The following is a 17,583-nucleotide window of genomic DNA, read 5'->3' as shown; positions in this document are numbered from 1 at the left end:
AACCTGATTGGTGGGTCGTGATGGATTCGAACCATCGACCAGCGGATTAAAAGTCCGATGCTCTACCGACTGAGCTAACGACCCGAAACTGCGCGGAACGCGGCCGCGTGTTTGCGCGGGGGTGCGATTCTAACCCATCTGCCAGCGCCTGCCAGTCGCCGCGCTGCGGGCATGCTCAGGTGAGCGCGCCGCCGCAGCTCGATCCCTGCCCCGCCGTGCAGCCGTAGCAGTGGCCGGCGACCGCGACGCGTCTGGGCGGGGCGTCGTCAAGCAGGTCGCGCAGGTGCCGCGTGCGTCCGCCCAGCGGCAGGCCGAGCATCTGGTTGAAGTCGCAGTCGTACAGGCGGCCGTCGTGGCCGACGCTGATCGTGGTGCGGCACATCACGGCTTCGAGGTTCTCGTCCCGATGGGCGGCGCGCAACGTGTCCAGATAACCGGCGAACTTGCCCTTGGACAGCAGCCAGGACCCGTAGCGCTGGATCGGCATGTTCGCCAGCGTGTAGAGGTGGTTGAACTCGATGCCGAAGTTCTCGCGCAGCAGGCGCCGGTAGTCGTCCTCCAGCGCCTGCTGCCCTGGCGGCAGGAATGCGCCGTTCGGGTTGTAGACCAGGTTCAGCACCAGCCCGCTGCCGGGCTGCGCGTAGCCGAGCGCGTTGAGCCGCTGCAGGGCGCGGATCGAACTTTCGAACACGCCGCTGCCGCGCTGTTCGTCGACGTTCGACTGGCTGTAGCACGGCAGCGAGGCGACGGCTTCAACGCCATGCGTGGCGAGGAACTCGCCGACCCATTCGTAGCCGGGCTCTTCCATGATCGTCGGGTTGAGCCGGTCCATCACATGCAGCCCCTGCTCGCGTGCACGTTCGACGAGGCCGCGGAAACCGGGGTTCATCTCGGGCGAACCGCCGGTGAGGTCCAGCGTCTGCACGCGCAGGTGCCGGGCGACATCGAGTGCGAGTGTCAGCGTCGCTTCGTGCATCATTTCGGTGCGGCGCGGACCGGCAGCGACGTGGCAGTGGATGCAGCTGAGGTTGCAGCGATAGCCGAGGTTGAGCTGCAGCGTGGTCGTGCGCGCGCGCTCGATCGGCGGGAACGCGATGTCGCGCAGCATGGGCCAGGTGTCGTGCATGAAGGCGGTCCTACGTGATTCGGTGGGCGGGCAGCACCGGCTGGCGCAGCAGTGCACCGAGCGACTGCGAGCGGGGGTCGCGGAATTCGTGCAGGCCGATCGCCATGCCGAGGTGGCCATCGCGTGGCTGCGCCACGTGCGTGGCAAACAGGCGGTCCCACGCGCTGAGGATATTGCCGTAGTTGCTGTCGGTCTCGCGGCGGTGCACCGAATGATGCACCCGATGCCAGTCCGGCGTGACGAACACCTGCCGCAGCCGCGCATCCCAGCGTGTGGGCACCGCGATATCGGCATGGGTGAACAGCGCGAACGACGCCAGCAGGATCTCGTAGACGAGCACGCTCGCTGCCGAAAACCCGAACACCGCGACGAGCGCGAGCTTGTACAGCGTCGACAGCACGATCTCGGCCGGATGAAAGCGCAGCCCGAGCGTCGCATCGAACGCGGTGTCGCTGTGGTGCACGCGGTGCATGCGCCACAGCAGCGGAATGTGGTGCGACGCGCGATGCTGCCAGTAGATCGCCAGATCGAGCACCAGCAGTGCGAAGAAAAGCTCGACCCATGCGGGCGCACCGACCTGATGGAGCAGGCCCCAGCCGCGCTCGGCAGCCAATGCGGCGAATGCGACCGGGGTCAGCGGCAGCAGCACGCGCACGATGCCCGCGGACACCAGCACCAGCGCCACGTTTCGCCAGCGGCGGCCCGGCAATGCCGCATCGGCCCGGCGCGGCCGCAGGCGCTGCCATGCCAGCAGGCCCACCAGCACCGAGCCGACGCAGAGCAGCCGGATCAGCGCTTCGTGCTGCATCAGGCCGTCCACTGCGGTACTCCAGCTGGTGCCAGCGCGTCGTCAAGCCAGTTCGATACCCGACGCTGCTCGGGTGTCGCCGCGTGCAGCGCGGCCAGCGCGGCATGCACGGGCGCAAGGTCGTCGATGGTGTCCAGATCGCGCACTACCGGCAGTTGCAGCCATTCGCCGCTGCCGCTGAACACCGCCTCGAAGCATTCGGCCGTATCCGCGCGGCTGTATGCCACGCCTTCCCATGCAGCCTCATCGAGCGCGACGTTGCCGCCGAACAGCCAGAAGCCGCCGTCCTCGGCGCGACCGAGCACGAGGCGCGGCACCGGCGCATCCAACCACGCAGCCGCCTGCGCAATCATCGATGCTTGCAACTGCGGGGCATCGGCGCCGATCAGCACCGCGGCGCGGTGGCGATGCAGCAGTTGCGAATAAACGCCTGCCATCCGCGCGCCGAGCCCGCCCTCGCCCTGCGACAGGCGCGGCAGACGTTGCCAGATCGGCGCATCCAGCCCCTCGGCTTCGGCCACCGCCCAGTACGGCTGCACCATGCTTGCGCGTTGCGCCTGCTCTGCAACTGAAGCGACCGCAGCGGCGCACTCCAGGTAAAGGGCTTCGGCCCGAGCCCGTCCGAGCGCCGGCCATAACCGAGTCTTCGCCGGCGACAGCACAGGCGTCTTGACGAAGATCGCCAGCCCGCAGCCGCTCATGCCGCGCTCCGCATGCGCGCGAAACGCCAGGCCTGCAGCGCGGTCAGCCACAGGTGGCGGGCGGTCGTCGCGACCCAGCCACGCGCCGCGTAGCGACGCGCGCTGGTGTAGACCCGCGCGCGCACGGGCCGCACCGGAACGCGGGCACGGCGTGCGGCCCAGACCAGCGCATGGTCTTCGCCACTGACTGCGGGAAACCCGCCCAGCCGGTCGAACACGCGACGCGGCATCACTAATGCCTGGTCGCCGAACGGCAGCCCCAGCACGCGGCTGCGCACCCATGCGCCGGCGGTGTTGAGCGCGATCAACGCCGGCCCGTCATCTAGAAAACGCAGGTCGAAGTAGCCGATCGCATCGCGGCCGCTGGCAACGAATGCCTGCAGCGCGCGAAGCGTGTCGCGGCCGAGCACGCTGTCGGCATGCACGAACCACAGCCACTCGCCGTCGGTGGCGCGCGCGCCGGCGTTGAGCTGCGAAGCGCGCCCGGTTGGCGCGTGGATCAGGGTCACGCCCGCCGGCAGATCGAACGGCGTAGTCGCCGCATCAGGCAGCACGAGCACGATCTGCGCCGGCAGCCCGATCTCGATGCAGCCGCGCACCAGCGCCGGCAACAACGGTCGCCAGGCCTCGTCGCCCGGACCCGCCGGCACCACGATCGACAGCCGCGCCGTCATCGTCGTCAGCAGCAGGCCGCTGCCGGTGTGGCCGCCACCGCCGCCGGTCCCGGCGCGCAATCGAACAGGCCGTAATGCACCGACGTATCGCCGTGCAAGCTGAAATGCGCCGCGTAACGCGAACGGCCCAGCATGTCGAAGGTATTGCCGCACACGCGCAGCGGCCGGCCGGTCTCGAAGCGGTGGTGGTCGTCCAGCACGAAGGCATGCGGCGCACCCGGCACCGTGCCGCGGTACGTCGCGACCTGGCCGTAGTCCTCGCAGCGGTCCTCGAGCGGCAGCTTGAACGCGCGCATCGTGATCGATCGGAAGTTCACCATGCCGATCACCGTCTCGATCGCCGGGTCCAGCAGCGGCACCGGTGCCTGGCTCACGCTGCGCACGTCTAGGCAGCCCACCTGCGCCATCAGCCGGCGGAAATCCTCGGTATACAGCGCGCCCGACAGGCACTCGCCACGCAGCACCGGATCGGCCTGCAGTGCGGCCGGGATGCGGCGGTCGGCGAACACGTCGGAGAAGTACAGCTCGCCGCCGGGCTTCAGCACGCGGAAGATCTCCGCGAACACGCGCTGCTTGTCGGGCGCGAGGTTGAGCACGCAGTTCGAGACGACGACGTCGACGCTCGCGTCTTCGATACCGCACGCGGCGAGGTCCTCGATCTGCCCGTCGACGAATTCAACATTCGACCGCGCATGCCCGTAGCGCTCGGCATGCCAGGCCTGGTGACGGCGCGCCACCTCGAGCTGCGCCGGCGTCATGTCGATGCCGACCACGCGGCCGTGCTCACCGACCAGCCGCGAAAGCAGGTAGACGTCGCGCCCGCTGCCGCAGCCCAGGTCGAGCACGGTCATGCCGTCGAGCGCCGGCGGCAGCGGCGAGCCGCAGCCGTAGAAGCGCTCGAGCACCTCCGGGTGCAGGTCGCCGAGCATCGCGCGCAGCTCGGCCGGCATCGCCTCCAGCGGGCAGCACGCACCGGTCTTGAGGTCGGCGCTCGAGGCGAGCACTTCACCGTAGTAATGGCGGACGTCGTCGTGGGCGGTGTCGAGGTTCATCGGTCGGGTTCCAGAAAAAGAAGCGGGCGCGCCGCAAATACTGCCGGAGCCGGGCCGCGGATGCAGACGATTGTCCGCTGATGCGCTGCGCCGCGCCTGACCGCCGCGCAAGCACGGCCACAACCCGTATCAGCGGCGCCAGTCGAAGAAGCGCGCCGCCAGTCGCAGCAGCCTGTCCGGCGCATGCGCGCGCTGCCACGCGCCCGCCGCGTTCTTGTTCGCCTCGCTCATCGTCGGGTAGATGTGGATCGTGCCGAGCAGCTTGCGCAGACCGAGCTTGTGCTTCATCGCGATCACGAAGCTGGCGATCAGCTCGCCGGCCTGCGCCCCGACGATCGTCGCGCCGAGGATGCGGTCGCGGCCCGGCTCGGTGAGCACTTTGACGAAGCCCGCGGTCGCGTCTTCGGCGATCGCGCGGTCCAGCCCGGCCAGCGCGTAGCGCGTGACCTCCACATCGATGCCGCGTTCGCGCGCCTCGTCTTCGGACAACCCCACGCGCGCAAGCTCGGGATCGGTGAACGTTGCCCACGGGATCACCCGGTAATCGACCTTGAACCGCCAGAACGGCGCGATGAGCCCGTTGAGCGCCGCGTACCAGGCCTGGTGCGAGGCGACGTGGGTGAACTGGTACGGCCCGGTGACGTCACCAGCGACGAGGATGTTCGGATAGTTCGTGCGCAGCATCGCGTCGGCAGCGAGCGTGCCGTTCTCGTTGACTTCGACCCCGAGCTCCTCAAGCCCGAAGCCGCTCACGTTCGCCTGCCGGCCGAGCGCAACGAGCAACCGATCGAACGGCACGGCGCGCTGCTCGGCGCCGCGTTCGCACACCAGCGTCCCGCCCTGCCCATCACCACCGCGTTCGATGCGCACCGCGTTCCACCCGGTGAGCAGCTCGATGCCGTCATCGCGCAGGCTTGCCTCCACCACCGCGGCGGCATCGGCGTCCTCGCGCGCGAGTAGCCGCTCGCCGCGCTCGACGAGCGTGACGGCGCTGCCGAGCCGCACGAATGCCTGCCCGAGTTCGCAGCCGATCGGCCCGCCGCCGAGCACGACCAACCGCCCCGGCCGCGTGCGCAGGCTCCAGAGGTTTTCGGACGTCAGCACCTCGATGCCGTCGATGCCGGGCAGGTCCGGCACGCGCGGCCTTGCGCCGGTCGCGATCACGAGGCTGCGCGCGCTGAGCCGGCGTCCGCCGACCTCGACTTCCCAAGGCGACACCACGCGCGCATCGCCGGCGATCACGTCGACGCCGAGGCCGCGATAGCGCTCGGGTGAATCGTGCGGCTCGATGCGCGCGATCGCCGCCTGCACGCGCTCCATCGTGCGCGCGAAGTCCACATCGACCTCGACCCGCGCCAAGCCGTCGCGCTCGGCCCGGCGCGCATTGGCAACCTGCCGCGCCGCATGCAACAGCGTCTTCGACGGAACGCAGCCGGTGTTGAGGCAGTCGCCGCCCATGCGATCGCGCTCGATCAGCGCGACTTTCGCTCGCGCGCTCGCCGCGATGTACGCGGAGACCAGCCCGGCCGAACCCGCGCCGATCACGATCAGGTTGTAGTCAAATCCCTGCGGCCGTCGGTGGCCGCGATAGATGCGTCGCGCGTTCCACAGCCGCACCAGCCAGCGCATCACCAGCGGCAGCAGGCCGAGCACCGCGAATGCCGCGAGCAGCCCGGGCGAAAGCACGTCGGCCGGTGATTCGATGCGCGCCAGCTGCGTGCCGGCGTACACGTACGCGATCGTGCCCGGCAGCATGCCGACCTGGCTGACGAGGTAGAACGTACCCGCACGCAGCGCGGTCAGCCCGGCCAGCAGGTTGACGAGGAAGAACGGCACTACCGGCACCAGCCGCAGCGTGAACAGGTAGTACGCGCCGTCGCGTTCGATGCCGCGATCGAAGCCCTGCAGCCGCTCGCGGTAGCGAGCTCGGATCGAATCGCGCAGCACGAATCGCGACGCGAGAAACGCGAGCGTTGCGCCGATCGAGCTGGCGAACGACACCAGCAGGGTGCCTTCCAGCAGACCGAACAGCGCGCCGGCAGCGAGCGTCATGATCGCCGCGCCCGGCAGCGAGATGGCGGTGACCGCGACGTACAACGCGAAGAATGCGGCCGCGCTCGCAAGCGGCCGGGCGGCGACGGCTTCCTGCAGCGCCTGCTGGCGCGCCTTCAACGCGCCGAGGTCGAGCTCGGCCAGCAGACCGCCGTGCCACGCGGCGAGCACGGCCAGCACGATGACGGCGACGATGGCCCATCGGGCAGCGGCTTTGCTCATGATGCGTCCAACGCTCTCTCCTGGGCCGGGATGGCAACGGCTACGATGACAGCATGCCGCGTGACGGCGGCGACGGCCGGCCTGCGCTCATCCGTATTGGTCCGCCGCGCCTGCCCTGATGTATTCGGCATGGGCTGCAGTGCGGATGCAGACGACCTCGGGTACAGGCGATTGCTTCATTGCGACGCCTTGCAGGCCGGGGCGATGTCCGCGGCGGCGCAGTGGAGCTGGAATGCTCCGGTCTACCTCAAACCTCAACAGGAGGCACGTGGCTGCACATCCGGGCCGACCGTGACTTCCCTGACTTCACGCGCCAGCGCAGGCCTGACGCCATCGGACCGACGCTCAGGCATAGCGCGTTGGATCGGCGATACCGGCCGCGTTGAAACCCTCGGCGCGCAGGCGGCAAGCATCGCAGTGCCCGCACGCCAGGCCTTGAGCGTCAGCCTGGTAGCACGAGACCGTCTGCGCGAAATCCACGCCGAGACGAAGCCCTTCGCGCACGATGTCGGCCTTGCTCATGTGCTGCAGCGGCGCATGGATGCGCAGGCCAGCGCCTTCAACGCCGGCCTTGGTGGCGAGATTCGCAAGCCGTTCGAATGCTTCGACGAACTCGGGACGGCAGTCGGGATAACCGGAGTAGTCGACCGCATTGACGCCGCAGAAGATATCGGCGGCGCCGAGCACTTCGGCCCAGCCCAGCGCGACCGACAGCATGATCGTATTGCGCGCCGGCACGTAGGTGACCGGAATGTCGTCCTTCACCGCGTCGCGGCCGATCGCGTGGCCGTCGTCATCGACCGGCACCTCGATCGCGGCGTCGGTCAACGCCGAGCCGCCGATGCTGCGCAGGTCGACGTTGACGGTCTTGTGCGCGACCGCACCGAGCGCATGCGCGACACGATCGGCCGCGTCGAGCTCGGAGGTGTGGCGCTGGCCGTAGCGGACGCTCAGCGCGTGCACGTCGAAGCCCTGCTCGCGCGCCATCGCGACGACGACTGCGGAATCCATGCCGCCTGACACGAGGACCACGGCGGGTTTGGGCGACACGGGCTGGTTCATTGCAGAGGCTCGCAAGCGGAGGGGGTTGGTCGGGCGCATGCGCTGGCGACGCACGGGTTCGATGCATGGGGCGGACAGCCGACGAGCCTGCTCGGGGCAGCATCCCAGAAGAGCATCCGCCACGCACAGCCGCGCATTTTCCCGCACAACCGGCCGGACTGTCCGGTGCAGCCTTGTGTATGACCAAGGTTGCTAATCACACGCGAGGAGTGATCGTGAAGCCGGCGATGCGGCCGATCGAACGAAGCGATGTATCGCTGACTCGATGGATGCGCGAGGCCGCCGGAAACCTTCAGCGCCGCGACGGTCTCAGCGCCCGGGCTCGTCGTTCCAGAGCACCTTGTGCAGCTGCAGCTGGAAACGCACCGGCAGGCGGTCGGCAACGATCAGGTCGGCCAGTTCGCGCGGCGCGATCTGGGTGAAGCTCGGCGAGAACAGCACATCGCAGCGCTCGTGCAGACGATGCTCGGCGACAACGCCCTTCGCCCACTCGTAGTCGTCATGCGAGCAGATCACGAACTTCACCTGATCATGCGGCGTCAGCAGCTCGAGGTTCGACCACAGGTTGCGGTGCACCTCGTTCGAGCCCGGGGTCTTGATGTCGACGATGCGCGAGACGCGCGTGTCGACATCAGAGATGTCGAGCGCACCCGAGGTTTCGAGCGACACCTCGTAGCCGGCATCGCACAGCCGCGTTAGCAGGCCGACGCAGCGCTTCTGCGCAAGCGGCTCGCCACCGGTCACGCAGACGTGGCGCGCGCCGTGCGAGGCGACCTCGGCCAGGATCGAATCAACGTCCCACCACTGCCCGCCGTGGAACGCATACGCGGTATCGCAGTACTGACAGCGCAGCGGGCAGCCGGTCAGGCGCACGAATACGGTCGGCCAGCCGATGCTGCGCGCCTCGCCTTGAAGCGAGAGGAAGATTTCGGTGAGCTTGAGGCGGTCGGCCGAAAGGGCGGACGCCTCGGCCGTCGCAGCGAGGTTCATCACGCGATTTTAGCCGACGGCCGCCACCGCGGCCTGCGGTGGCGACCGCTCAGCGCAGGCGGTTCAGTTCGATCACCCGCAGGCGGTCGGCAGCGGTGCGCGCGGCATCACTGCCGGGATAGCGCTGCGTCACCTGGCGCAGCGTGCGCTCGGCGACGTCGAATTGCTTGAGTCCGGACTGCGACAGGCCCACTTTCAGCAGTGCGCCGGCGGCCTTGTCGTGATTCGGGTAACGCTCGAGCAATGACTGGAACTGCGCCAGCGCAAGCGCGTAGTTCTGCGTCACGTAGTAGCTCTCGCCGAGCCAGTACAGCGCGTTCGGCGCGTACTGCCCATCCGGATAGCTCTGCAGGAATGATCCAAATGCCCGTGCGGCCTCGGCATAGTCGCCGGCCTTGAGGCGGTCGAACGCGGCCTCGTAGGCGGCGCGCTCACCGGCCGCGGGTGCCGGCGCGACCGCGGCGGAACCAGAGCCCGATGCTGGCGCCACACTGGACGACGACGGGGCTGGCGACGCGGCTCTGGGCGGTACAGGCGGCAGACCGGAGAGGTCGGGCGCCGCGGGCGAGCCGGACGAGGCCGGCACCGGCGCAGCCCCGCCACCCTCGAGCCGCGAAACGCGACCGTCGAGGTCGAGGTACTGCACGCGCGCGGTGTTGCGCAGCTGCTCGTTCTGCTGCTGCAGCTCCTCGACCTGCGAGCGCAGCGCCTGCAATTCGTTGCGCATCTGCGCGATCTGGTTGAGCAGGTCGACGCTGACGGCAGGCGTGGCGGCACGCGCCTCAAGCACGGCCACGCGATCGGCAAGGCTGACGCGCTGCGCCGACGCGGGCGCGGCGGCCACGAGGGCCGCCGCGATCAGGCTGACAACAAACGTCTTTCGCATCTCAGGCTCGCGTCTCAGCGCGCGCTGTAGACGATCTCGACGCGACGGTTACGGGCCCAGCACTCCTCGTTCGAGTCGGTGCAGACCGGACGCTCCTCGCCGTAGCTCGTCACGTTCAGCTGACCGGCCGAGCCGCCGCTGGCCTGCACGGCCGACGAAACGGCATTGCCGCGGCGCTCGCCGAGGCCGAGGTTGTACTCGCGGCTTCCGCGCTCGTCGGCGTTGCCTTCCAGCGTCATGCGCGCGGACTGACGGTCGCGCAGGTACTTCGCATGGCAGGCGACGATGGCCTGGAACTCCGGACGCAGCGCGTCCTGGTCGAGGTCGAAGTACACCACGCGCTGACGCAGGCAGGCGTCGCGGTCAAGATCTTCCGGCGTGTATGCGCCCGGCGTGGTCGGACCCTGGGTGGTCGCGGCCGGCGGCGTGCTCGGGGTGGTCTCGGCCGGCGGAGCCTCCTTGACCTTCTTCGAGCAGGCCATGGCGAGGGTGCACATGGCGGCGGCGATGACGAGCTTGCTGACGTGGGTGGCGCGGGCGGTGTTCATGGTCGTTCCTCTACTGCGACGGAAATGGGATGCAACAGGAAGGTCAGCGCGGCGTGCGGAACGGGCCCCAGGCCGGCTCGCGAACGTCGCCATCGGCAAGCACCAGGCGCTGGCGCACGCGTCCATCGGTGGACACGGCATACAGCACGCCGCGGCGGCCCTCGCGGGCGGCGTACAGCAGCATCGCACCGTTCGGCGCGAAGCTCGGCGACTCATCGAGCGATCCGGGCGAGAGCGTGTTCCAGCGCGGCGCGCCGAGGCTCGAGTCCATCACGGCGATGCGGTAGTTGTTGCCGCTGCCCTGCGCGGTCGCGATCTTCTTGCCGTCGAACGACACGCTCGGGCTGGCGTTATAGCTGCCCTGGAATGTGACGCGGCTGGCGCTGCCGCCGCTGGCGGGCACCTGGTAGACCTGCGGCTGGCCGCCACGGTCGGAGGTGAAGTAGATGCGGCTGCCGTCGGCGCTCCAGGTCGGCTCGGTGTCGATGCCGAAATGGTTCGTCAGCTGGGTCAGCGCACGGCTGCCGAGGTCCATCACGTAGACCTCGGGGTTGCCGCTGCGCGAGAGGGTCAGCGCCAGGCGGCGGCCGTCCGGCGAGAACGCGGGCGCACCGTTGATGCCACGGAACTTCGCAACCAGCTCGCGTGCGCCGGAGGCGATGTTCTGGATGTAGATCGACGAATTGCCGCCCTCGAAGCTCACGTACGCGATGCGGTTGCCATCCGGGCTCCACGACGGGGATAGCAGCGGCTCACTCGAACGCACGACGGTCTGCGGGCTGTAGCCGTCGCTGTCGGCAACCATCAGCGCATAGCGCGAGTTGCGGCCGGTGCCGGTCGCGGTGATGTATGCGATGCGGGTGAAGAACGCACCGCGCACGCCGAGGATCTTCTCGTAGATCGCATCGGAGATCTGGTGGGCGACGTCGCGCAGCGAACCGGCTGGTGCGGTCATCGCGAAGCCGAGCAGGCGCTGCTGCTTGGCGACGTCGAACAGCTCGTACTCCACCCGGTACTGGCCGCCGCCAGCGTCCGCGACGCGGCCGACGACGAGGTAATCCTGGTTCAGCGCGCGCCAGGCCGGGTAGCTGACTTCGCTGCCACGGGTTGGGCGCTCAGGCAGATCGGTTACCGGCAGGCCGCGGAACTGGCCCGAACGGTTGAGGTCGTTGCGAATCACTTCGGCAATATCGGTCTGCGGCGCGGCGCCGCTGCCCTGATACGGCATCGGCACGACCGCAATCGGTAGGGCCGCAGCATTGCCGCCGACGATATCGATCTCCAGACCCTGCTGCGCAAGCGCCGAGAATGGCAGCAGCAGCAGCGCGAGCAGGACGTGCAGGAACGCGAACGATCGTTTCATCGGGTTATCCATTGCTGAGCTGAACATTCTTAACAGCCCCTGTGTGAATACATTCTCAAAGCTGAACAGAACCGGAGCAGGGAACGAAAAATTAATATTCGCGTCACTCCGGTGCGCGGAAGTTCAGCGTGACCGTCCTCTGGAATACGCGCTCGAAGCCTGCATACGGCAACGGCTGCGCCTTGAGGACGGCGGCCTCGATCGATCGCCGCCCCTGTTCGTCGTATGAACACGGCGAGGAAACCTCCGCACTCACGACCTCGCCACCGGGCAACTGGCGGATCACCAGCCGGCACAGCGCGCCGGGCGGGATCGAGTCCGGGCGCGTCCATTTCTCGGTGATCGCGGCCTGCATTGCCGCGGCGTAGCGCGCCTTCAAGCCGTCATCGCTGCCGCCCGCACCGGGCGGTGCACTCGCAGCGGCATCGGCACGTGCGGCGTCCTCGGCGGGCTGGCCGGTCTGCGTGCGGGCGTCGGCGAGCTGCTGCAGGCGCTGTTCGGCGAGCTGCGCCTCGCGTGCGGCGGCGGCGCGCTTGCGGCGGACCTCGGCGATGCGTTTTTCGGTGTCGTCCTTCTCACGCTGTTGGCGCTGCGCCTCGAGTTGGCGCTCGCGCTCCTCGGTCAGGTCCACCTGCTCCTGCTTGCGCTTGGCTTCCTGCGGCTTCTTCTCGACCGCCGGCTTCGGCGTGGGCTGCTCGACGACCGCTTCACGATTCTCGGTGTCGGGCTCGGGGATCAAGTCCTGCGGCTTCGGCTGCGGCTGCGGTGGCGCGACTTCAGGCACCGGCTCGGGCTCGGGCACCGGTGTCTCCTCGGCCTCCGGCTCGGGCTCCGGCAACGGCGCGGGCAGCGGTTCGGCGGTTTCCGGCGTGCTGCGCAGTGCGCGCTGCATCGACGCCGACAGCGCACTTGCATCCATCACATCCGCCGCAACCGCGCCGGCCGCGCCGGCGGGCGCCGAGGACTTCGTCCACCACATGCCGAACAGCAGGAAGCCGAACAGCAACACGTGCAGCGCCAGCGCAAACGCAAACGCGCGCGTGGTGTCGGCACGCGTCTCGCGCATTACTTGGCGCCCTTCGCGTCGGTCAGCAGGCTGACCTTGTCGACCTGCGCGCCACGCAGCAGGTCGAGCGTGTCGATCACGCGCTGGTAGGGCGCCTCACCCTGCCCCGCGACCAGCACCGGAATCTTCGGATTCTGCCGGCGCAGCGCCCGCACGCGAGCCAGCACGTCCTCGGCGGCCATGCGCTGCGGCGCCTCGTCACCACTGACGGTCAGCGCATAGCTGCCGTCGGCATAGACGGTCACGACGACCGGCTCGGCGTCGGCACTGATCGACTTCGCGTTCGAACCCGGCAGGTCGACGTCGACGCCGAGGTTCAGCAGCGGCGCGGTGATCATGAAGATCACCAGCAGCACGAGCATCACGTCGATGTACGGCACGACGTTGATCTCGGACTTGAGCTTGCGCTTGCGGTGGCGTCGGGGGGACAGCGTGGTCATGGACGGATCTCCGGTTCCGGTCACGTTGGCGCGGCCCCGTGGGCGGCGCCGGACGGGCCGGCAGTGCAGGCGGACGGCTCGCGGGGGGCTGGCGCAGCCAGCCGCTGCGGCCGCTCAGTCGTCGACGTGCGCCTGGCGCTGCAGGATCGAGGAGAACTCCTCGGCGAACGCGTCATAGCGCACGGCCAGGCGTTCGACGCCGCTTGCGAAACGGTTGTAGGCCCAGACCGCCGGGATCGCGACGAACAGGCCGATCGCGGTCGCGAGCAGTGCTTCGGAGATGCCCGGCGCGACGTCCTTGATGCCGACCTGCTGGTTGCTGGCCAGCAGCGAATTCATCGTCACCATGATGCCGAACACGGTGCCGACCAGGCCGATGTAAGGCGCGGTGGAGCCAATGTTCGCGAGCAGCTCGAGGTTGTGCTCCAGACCATCGAGCTCACGCGAGGTCGTCACGCGCATCGCGCGCTGCGCCGCCTCGAGCTGGGCGCGACCGTCGACGCCACGGCGCGTGCGCACGCGGTTGAACTCGCGGAAGCCCGCTTCGAAGATCGCCTCGCTGCCGCCGAGCGTGCGCCCGCGCTCGGTCGCGCCCGAATACAGCTTCGAAAGCTCCGCGCCGGACCAGAAGCGCTCTTCGAACTGCTCGGCCTCGCGCGCCGCGCGGCGCAGCACCGCGCGCTTGCGGAAGATGATCACCCACGAGGCGATCGAGGCCACCACGAGCAGCAGCATGATGAACTGCACCGGGATGCTCGCCTTGAGCACGAGATCGAGCAGGTCGAGGCTCGCAGGTGCGGCGGCGTTTGCGGCCGTCGCGACCGGTTCGGCCGCTGCGGCATCTTCCGGCAGCGCCTCGACCTGAGTGGCCTGCAGCGCGGTCAGCAGTGACATCATGCTTTCGTTCTCCATGCCCGGCGGACTCAGCCGCGCGGGTCGTGTTCGAGGGCCTTGAGTTGATCAAACAACGGCTGCGGGATTGCCCGCGGCCGGAAACCTGTGGCGTCGAGCGCCGCAATACGCACCGTCGCGGTCAGCAGCACTTCGTCGCCGCGACCGACCGACTGCCGGAACACCAGGCTTGCGCGCCGGCACTCCTGCAGTTCGACTCCCACATCCAACGCATCATCGAGCCGCGCGGGTTTAAGGAAATCGACGCTCATCGCCCGTACTGCGAAGACGAGGTCCTGGTCCTGCCGCATGCGGTCCTGCGCATGTCCGCAGCTGCGCATCCACTCGCTGCGCGCGCGTTCGAGGAACGCCACGTACTGCGCGTGGTAGACGACGCCACCAGCGTCGGTATCTTCCCAGTAAACCCGGACCGGTAGGCTGAACATCTGTTAAGAAAGGGTTTCGTCTGGTGAGGGAAGGCGCAGCCGGCGCGCGGCGCGACGACGCACGCCTTGCAACTGCAGGGATGCAGCGTCGTGCCGGTCAGCCGACGGCCGGCCCGGTATCGCCTGAGAACAGGTCCGGATCGCGGCCCCGCGGCTGCAGCCCCAGGTGCCGATACGCCTTCGGCGTCGCCATCCGGCCTCGCGCGGTGCGAATCAGGTAGCCCTGCTGGATCAGGAACGGCTCGACCACGTCCTCGAGCGTGCCGCGCTCTTCGCTGAGCGCTGCGGCCAGTGACTCCACGCCGACCGGCCCGCCGTCGAACGATTCGATCACCGTCGACAGCATCCGCCGGTCGAGCTCGTCGAAGCCCTGCGGGTCGACTTTGAGCATCGCCATCGCCGCGTCGGCGACCTCGCGCGTGATCTGCCCGCCCGCACGCACCTGCGCGTAATCGCGCACGCGGCGCAACAGCCGGTTGGCGATACGCGGCGTGCCGCGCGAGCGCCGCGCGATCTCGGCCGCGCCTTCCGCGTCGCATGCGATGCCGAGGATCTGCGACGAGCGCCGCACGATGCGGGTCAGCTCCTCGGCGCTGTAGAACTCCAGCCGCTGCACGATGCCGAAGCGGTCGCGCAGCGGCGCGGTCAACAGGCCCGCGCGCGTGGTCGCGCCGATCAGGGTGAACGGAGGCAGGTCGAGCTTGATCGACCGGGCCGCCGGGCCCTCGCCGATCATGATGTCGATCTGGTAGTCCTCCATCGCCGGATAGAGCACCTCCTCGACGACCGGCGAAAGCCGGTGGATCTCGTCGACGAACAGCACATCGTGCGGCTGCAGGTTCGTGAGCAGCGCGGCGAGGTCACCGGCCTTCTCGATCACAGGGCCGGAAGTCTGGCGCAGGCCCACGCCGAGCTCGTTCGCGATCACGTGGCTCAACGTGGTCTTGCCCAGGCCGGGCGGGCCGAAGATCAGCACGTGGTCGAGCGCCTCACCGCGCGCCTTCGCGGCTTCGATGTAGATCTTCATCTGCTCGCGGACCGGCACCTGGCCGAGGTACTCGTCGAGCCGTTTGGGCCGGATCGAGGCCTCGAGCGCCTCGTCCTCGCGCGTGGCGCCGGCGGCGATGATGCGGTCGGTGGTCATGCCGGTATGGTCGCACGAGGTCGCCGCAAACGCCGAGACAGGCCTGCGCGGCCCGCATGACACAATTGCCGACCTTCCGGACTGCACGGGCGCATCTTGCAACAAGGCCTTCGCCACCCGGCACGCCTGGTGCCCCTCGCGTTCCTGGCAGTGATTTCGCTGGGAACCGCGTTGCTGGCGCTGCCCATCTCGCATGCGGGGCCGGGCTCGGCGCCATGGATCACCGCGCTTTTCACCGCCGTGTCCGCGACCTGCGTGACCGGCCTGACCGTGGTCGATACGCCGAGCTACTGGTCGACATTCGGCCAGGTCGTGATCCTGGCGCTGTTCCAGTTCGGCGGCTTCGGGATCATGGCCGGCGCCACGCTGCTCGGCCTGCTGGTCTCGAACCGCATGCGCCTCGGCGCCCGTCTCCTGGCCCAGGCCGAAACCCGCAGCCTGGACCTCGGTGACGTCATGGCCGTGCTTCGGCTGATCATCATCACGACGCTACTGGTCGAAGTGCTGCTGACCATCGTGCTGACGCTGCGGTTCCACTTCGCCTACGACCAGCCGTTCGGGCTGGCGCTGTGGAACGGCTTCTTCCATGGCGTGTCGGCGTTCAACAACGCGGGCTTTTCGACGTATTCCGACAGCATGACGCGCTTCGCCGGCGATGCGCTCGTGCTCGGTCCGGTCATGCTGGCGGTGTTGCTCGGCGGCCTGGGCTTTCCGGTGCTGCTCGAACTGCGCCGCGAGCCCTGGCAGTGGTCGCGCTGGTCGGTGCACACCAAGATCACGCTGCTCGGCAGTGCCTTCCTGCTCGTGGGTGGCGCGCTTGCGATCGCGGCCTATGAGTGGACGAACCCGGCAACGCTGGGGCCGATGGACACGGGCGAGCGCGTGCTCAATGCGCTGTTCCTGTCGGTCAATACGCGCTCGTCGGGCTTCAACACGCTCGACATGCGCATGCTCGAGCCCGAGACGCTCGCGCTGAATTACGGGCTGATGTTCATCGGCGGCGGCAGCGCGAGTACGGCCGGCGGAATCCGGCTGACGACGTTCTTCCTGCTGGGCTTCGTGGTCTGGGCCGAGGTTCGCGCCCAGCGCGACACGATCGCGTTCCGGCGTCGCATCCCGGTCGAAGTGCAGCGCCAGGCATTGACGATCGCGCTGTTCGGCGTCGGCACCGTGGCGATCGGGACGCTGGCACTGCTCAGCGTGACCGATCACCCGCTCGTGCTCGTCGTGTTCGAGGTGATTTCGGCGTCGGCGACGGTCGGCCTGTCGACCGGGATCATCCCGGAGCTGCCGCCATCGGGGCAGCTGATCCTGACCGTGCTGATGTACACCGGCCGCGTCGGCACCGTGACCGTCGTGACGGCGCTCGCACTGCGCGGCCGTAACATTCCTTTCCGGTACCCAGAGGAGCGCCCCATCGTTGGCTAAGTCCAGTTCGCAACGCGCCGACAGCGTCGTGGTGATCGGCCTCGGCCGCTTCGGCGGCGCGGTGGCCGACTCGCTCGCCCGGCTCGGGCACGACGTGCTCGGCATCGACGAAAACCCGGACCTCGTGCAGGCCTGGGCCGACACGCTGACCCACGTGGTGCAGGCCGACGCGACCAAGGCGGACGTGCTGCGGCGCCTGGGTGTTTCGGAGTTCGGCCGCGCCGTGGTCGGCATCGGCTCGGACATCGAAGCCAGCGTGCTGACCGTGCTGGCACTCGAGGAGGTCGGTGTCGCCGACATCTGGGCCAAGGCGATCTCGACCAAGCACGGCCGCATCCTCGAGCGCACCGGCGCGCATCACGTCGTCTATCCGGAAGCGGCGATGGGCGAGCGCGTCGCGCACCTGGTGACCGGCAAGATGATCGATTTCATCGAGTTCGACGACGGCTTTGCGATCGTCAAGACCAATGCCCCGCGCGAGGCCTGGGACAAGACGCTCAGCGAATCGGCGCTGCGCAGCCGTTACGGCGTGACCGTGGTCGGCGTGAAGCGTAAGCATTCCGACTTCACGTACGCGAAGCCGGACACGATCGTCGAATCCGGCGACATCCTGATCGTTTCCGGCGCGACCGACCGGGTCGAGAAGTTCGCCGCGCTGACCTGACCCGGCCGGCGAGGATCCGA

Annotated in this window: 18 protein-coding genes and 1 tRNA gene; 2 read left to right on the top strand and 17 right to left on the bottom strand. The window is 68.7% G+C overall.

From position 1 onward, the window contains the following. Positions 1-8: 8 nt before the first annotated feature. From ACFFGH_RS18950 to ruvB, 17 genes are all read right to left on the bottom strand, one after another. Positions 9-84: transfer RNA gene (locus ACFFGH_RS18950), tRNA-Lys, on the bottom strand. 91 nt (positions 85-175) lie between these two features. Further along, on the bottom strand, positions 176-1,126 hold the full coding sequence (arsS, locus tag ACFFGH_RS18945) for an arsenosugar biosynthesis radical SAM (seleno)protein ArsS (RefSeq protein WP_386671128.1): 951 nt from the start codon (positions 1,124-1,126) through the stop codon (positions 176-178). 10 nt (positions 1,127-1,136) lie between these two features. Next, a complete protein-coding gene (locus tag ACFFGH_RS18940) occupies positions 1,137-1,946 on the bottom strand; it encodes a sterol desaturase family protein (protein ID WP_386671125.1) in 810 nt (269 codons plus the stop codon). Then, positions 1,934-2,635 carry a TIGR04282 family arsenosugar biosynthesis glycosyltransferase gene (locus tag ACFFGH_RS18935; protein WP_386671123.1) on the bottom strand — a complete coding sequence of 234 codons (702 nt, stop codon included), beginning with the start codon at positions 2,633-2,635 and terminating at the stop codon, positions 1,934-1,936. The genes ACFFGH_RS18940 and ACFFGH_RS18935 overlap by 13 nt, the downstream gene beginning before the upstream one ends. Then, a complete protein-coding gene (locus tag ACFFGH_RS18930; protein ID WP_386671121.1) occupies positions 2,632-3,369 on the bottom strand; it encodes a glycosyltransferase in 738 nt (245 codons plus the stop codon). Before ACFFGH_RS18930 ends, ACFFGH_RS18935 begins: the two co-directional genes overlap by 4 nt. Then, positions 3,315-4,361, bottom strand: a complete 1,047-nt coding sequence (locus ACFFGH_RS18925; protein WP_386671119.1) for a methyltransferase domain-containing protein — start codon at positions 4,359-4,361, stop codon at positions 3,315-3,317. Before ACFFGH_RS18925 ends, ACFFGH_RS18930 begins: the two co-directional genes overlap by 55 nt. A 129-nt stretch (positions 4,362-4,490) precedes the next feature. Next, the gene (locus tag ACFFGH_RS18920) at positions 4,491-6,635 is read right to left on the bottom strand and encodes a dihydrolipoyl dehydrogenase family protein (RefSeq protein ID WP_386671117.1); all 2,145 of its coding nucleotides are present in this window, start codon (positions 6,633-6,635) and stop codon (positions 4,491-4,493) included. Between the two features lie 345 nt (positions 6,636-6,980). After that, positions 6,981-7,736 carry a 7-cyano-7-deazaguanine synthase QueC gene (gene queC, locus ACFFGH_RS18915; RefSeq protein WP_386671301.1) on the bottom strand — a complete coding sequence of 252 codons (756 nt, stop codon included), beginning with the start codon at positions 7,734-7,736 and terminating at the stop codon, positions 6,981-6,983. Positions 7,737-8,006: 270 nt separating this feature from the next. Next, positions 8,007-8,687, bottom strand: a complete 681-nt coding sequence (gene queE / locus ACFFGH_RS18910; RefSeq protein WP_386671115.1) for a 7-carboxy-7-deazaguanine synthase QueE — start codon at positions 8,685-8,687, stop codon at positions 8,007-8,009. Positions 8,688-8,736: 49 nt separating this feature from the next. Then, positions 8,737-9,573, bottom strand: coding sequence for a tol-pal system protein YbgF (gene ybgF / locus ACFFGH_RS18905; protein WP_386671113.1), 837 nt, complete (start codon positions 9,571-9,573; stop codon positions 8,737-8,739). 14 nt (positions 9,574-9,587) lie between these two features. Next, positions 9,588-10,121 (bottom strand): peptidoglycan-associated lipoprotein Pal, encoded by a 534-nt coding sequence (gene pal, locus ACFFGH_RS18900; RefSeq protein ID WP_386671111.1) that lies wholly within the window; start codon positions 10,119-10,121, stop codon positions 9,588-9,590. A gap of 43 nt (positions 10,122-10,164) precedes the next feature. After that, on the bottom strand, positions 10,165-11,484 hold the full coding sequence (gene tolB, locus ACFFGH_RS18895) for a Tol-Pal system beta propeller repeat protein TolB (protein ID WP_386671109.1): 1,320 nt from the start codon (positions 11,482-11,484) through the stop codon (positions 10,165-10,167). A 103-nt stretch (positions 11,485-11,587) separates the two neighbouring features. Further along, a complete protein-coding gene (gene tolA, locus ACFFGH_RS18890; RefSeq protein ID WP_386671107.1) occupies positions 11,588-12,550 on the bottom strand; it encodes a cell envelope integrity protein TolA in 963 nt (320 codons plus the stop codon). After that, entirely contained in the window at positions 12,550-12,990 is a 441-nt protein-coding gene (gene tolR / locus ACFFGH_RS18885; protein WP_386671105.1) for a protein TolR, read from the bottom strand. Before tolR ends, tolA begins: the two co-directional genes overlap by 1 nt. Positions 12,991-13,104: 114 nt before the next feature. Continuing rightward, complete coding sequence (gene tolQ / locus ACFFGH_RS18880) at positions 13,105-13,887, bottom strand: protein TolQ (RefSeq protein ID WP_386671103.1); 783 nt, start codon at positions 13,885-13,887, stop codon at positions 13,105-13,107. 26 nt (positions 13,888-13,913) lie between these two features. After that, complete coding sequence (gene ybgC / locus ACFFGH_RS18875; RefSeq protein ID WP_386671101.1) at positions 13,914-14,327, bottom strand: tol-pal system-associated acyl-CoA thioesterase; 414 nt, start codon at positions 14,325-14,327, stop codon at positions 13,914-13,916. A 97-nt stretch (positions 14,328-14,424) separates the two neighbouring features. Then, positions 14,425-15,471 (bottom strand): Holliday junction branch migration DNA helicase RuvB, encoded by a 1,047-nt coding sequence (gene ruvB, locus ACFFGH_RS18870; protein WP_386671099.1) that lies wholly within the window; start codon positions 15,469-15,471, stop codon positions 14,425-14,427. Between the two features lie 129 nt (positions 15,472-15,600). Between ruvB and ACFFGH_RS18865 the strand changes: the two genes are divergently transcribed. Beyond that, entirely contained in the window at positions 15,601-16,899 is a 1,299-nt protein-coding gene (locus ACFFGH_RS18865) for a TrkH family potassium uptake protein (protein WP_386671097.1), read from the top strand. After that, a complete protein-coding gene (locus tag ACFFGH_RS18860) occupies positions 16,892-17,563 on the top strand; it encodes a potassium channel family protein (RefSeq protein WP_386671095.1) in 672 nt (223 codons plus the stop codon). Before ACFFGH_RS18865 ends, ACFFGH_RS18860 begins: the two co-directional genes overlap by 8 nt. Positions 17,564-17,583: the final 20 nt, after the last annotated feature.

It is taken from the genome of Lysobacter korlensis, from assembly GCF_042434515.1.
The sequence above is the reverse complement of the archived record's forward strand: the minus strand, read 5'-3'. Positions and strand labels throughout refer to the sequence as shown.

Coding starts and splice junctions, on each gene's coding strand:
- arsS (WP_386671128.1), bottom strand. CDS start 1,126: ATGCACGACACCTGGCCCATGCTGCGCGACATCGCGTTCCCGCCGATC.
- ACFFGH_RS18935 (WP_386671123.1), bottom strand. CDS start 2,635: ATGAGCGGCTGCGGGCTGGCGATCTTCGTCAAGACGCCTGTGCTGTCG.
- ACFFGH_RS18925 (WP_386671119.1), bottom strand. CDS start 4,361: ATGAACCTCGACACCGCCCACGACGACGTCCGCCATTACTACGGTGAA.
- ACFFGH_RS18920 (WP_386671117.1), bottom strand. CDS start 6,635: ATGAGCAAAGCCGCTGCCCGATGGGCCATCGTCGCCGTCATCGTGCTG.
- queC (WP_386671301.1), bottom strand. CDS start 7,736: ATGCGCCCGACCAACCCCCTCCGCTTGCGAGCCTCTGCAATGAACCAG.
- queE (WP_386671115.1), bottom strand. CDS start 8,687: ATGAACCTCGCTGCGACGGCCGAGGCGTCCGCCCTTTCGGCCGACCGC.
- ybgF (WP_386671113.1), bottom strand. CDS start 9,573: ATGCGAAAGACGTTTGTTGTCAGCCTGATCGCGGCGGCCCTCGTGGCC.
- pal (WP_386671111.1), bottom strand. CDS start 10,121: ATGAACACCGCCCGCGCCACCCACGTCAGCAAGCTCGTCATCGCCGCC.
- tolB (WP_386671109.1), bottom strand. CDS start 11,484: ATGAAACGATCGTTCGCGTTCCTGCACGTCCTGCTCGCGCTGCTGCTG.
- tolA (WP_386671107.1), bottom strand. CDS start 12,550: ATGCGCGAGACGCGTGCCGACACCACGCGCGCGTTTGCGTTTGCGCTG.
- tolR (WP_386671105.1), bottom strand. CDS start 12,990: ATGACCACGCTGTCCCCCCGACGCCACCGCAAGCGCAAGCTCAAGTCC.
- tolQ (WP_386671103.1), bottom strand. CDS start 13,887: ATGATGTCACTGCTGACCGCGCTGCAGGCCACTCAGGTCGAGGCGCTG.
- ybgC (WP_386671101.1), bottom strand. CDS start 14,327: ATGTTCAGCCTACCGGTCCGGGTTTACTGGGAAGATACCGACGCTGGT.
- ruvB (WP_386671099.1), bottom strand. CDS start 15,471: ATGACCACCGACCGCATCATCGCCGCCGGCGCCACGCGCGAGGACGAG.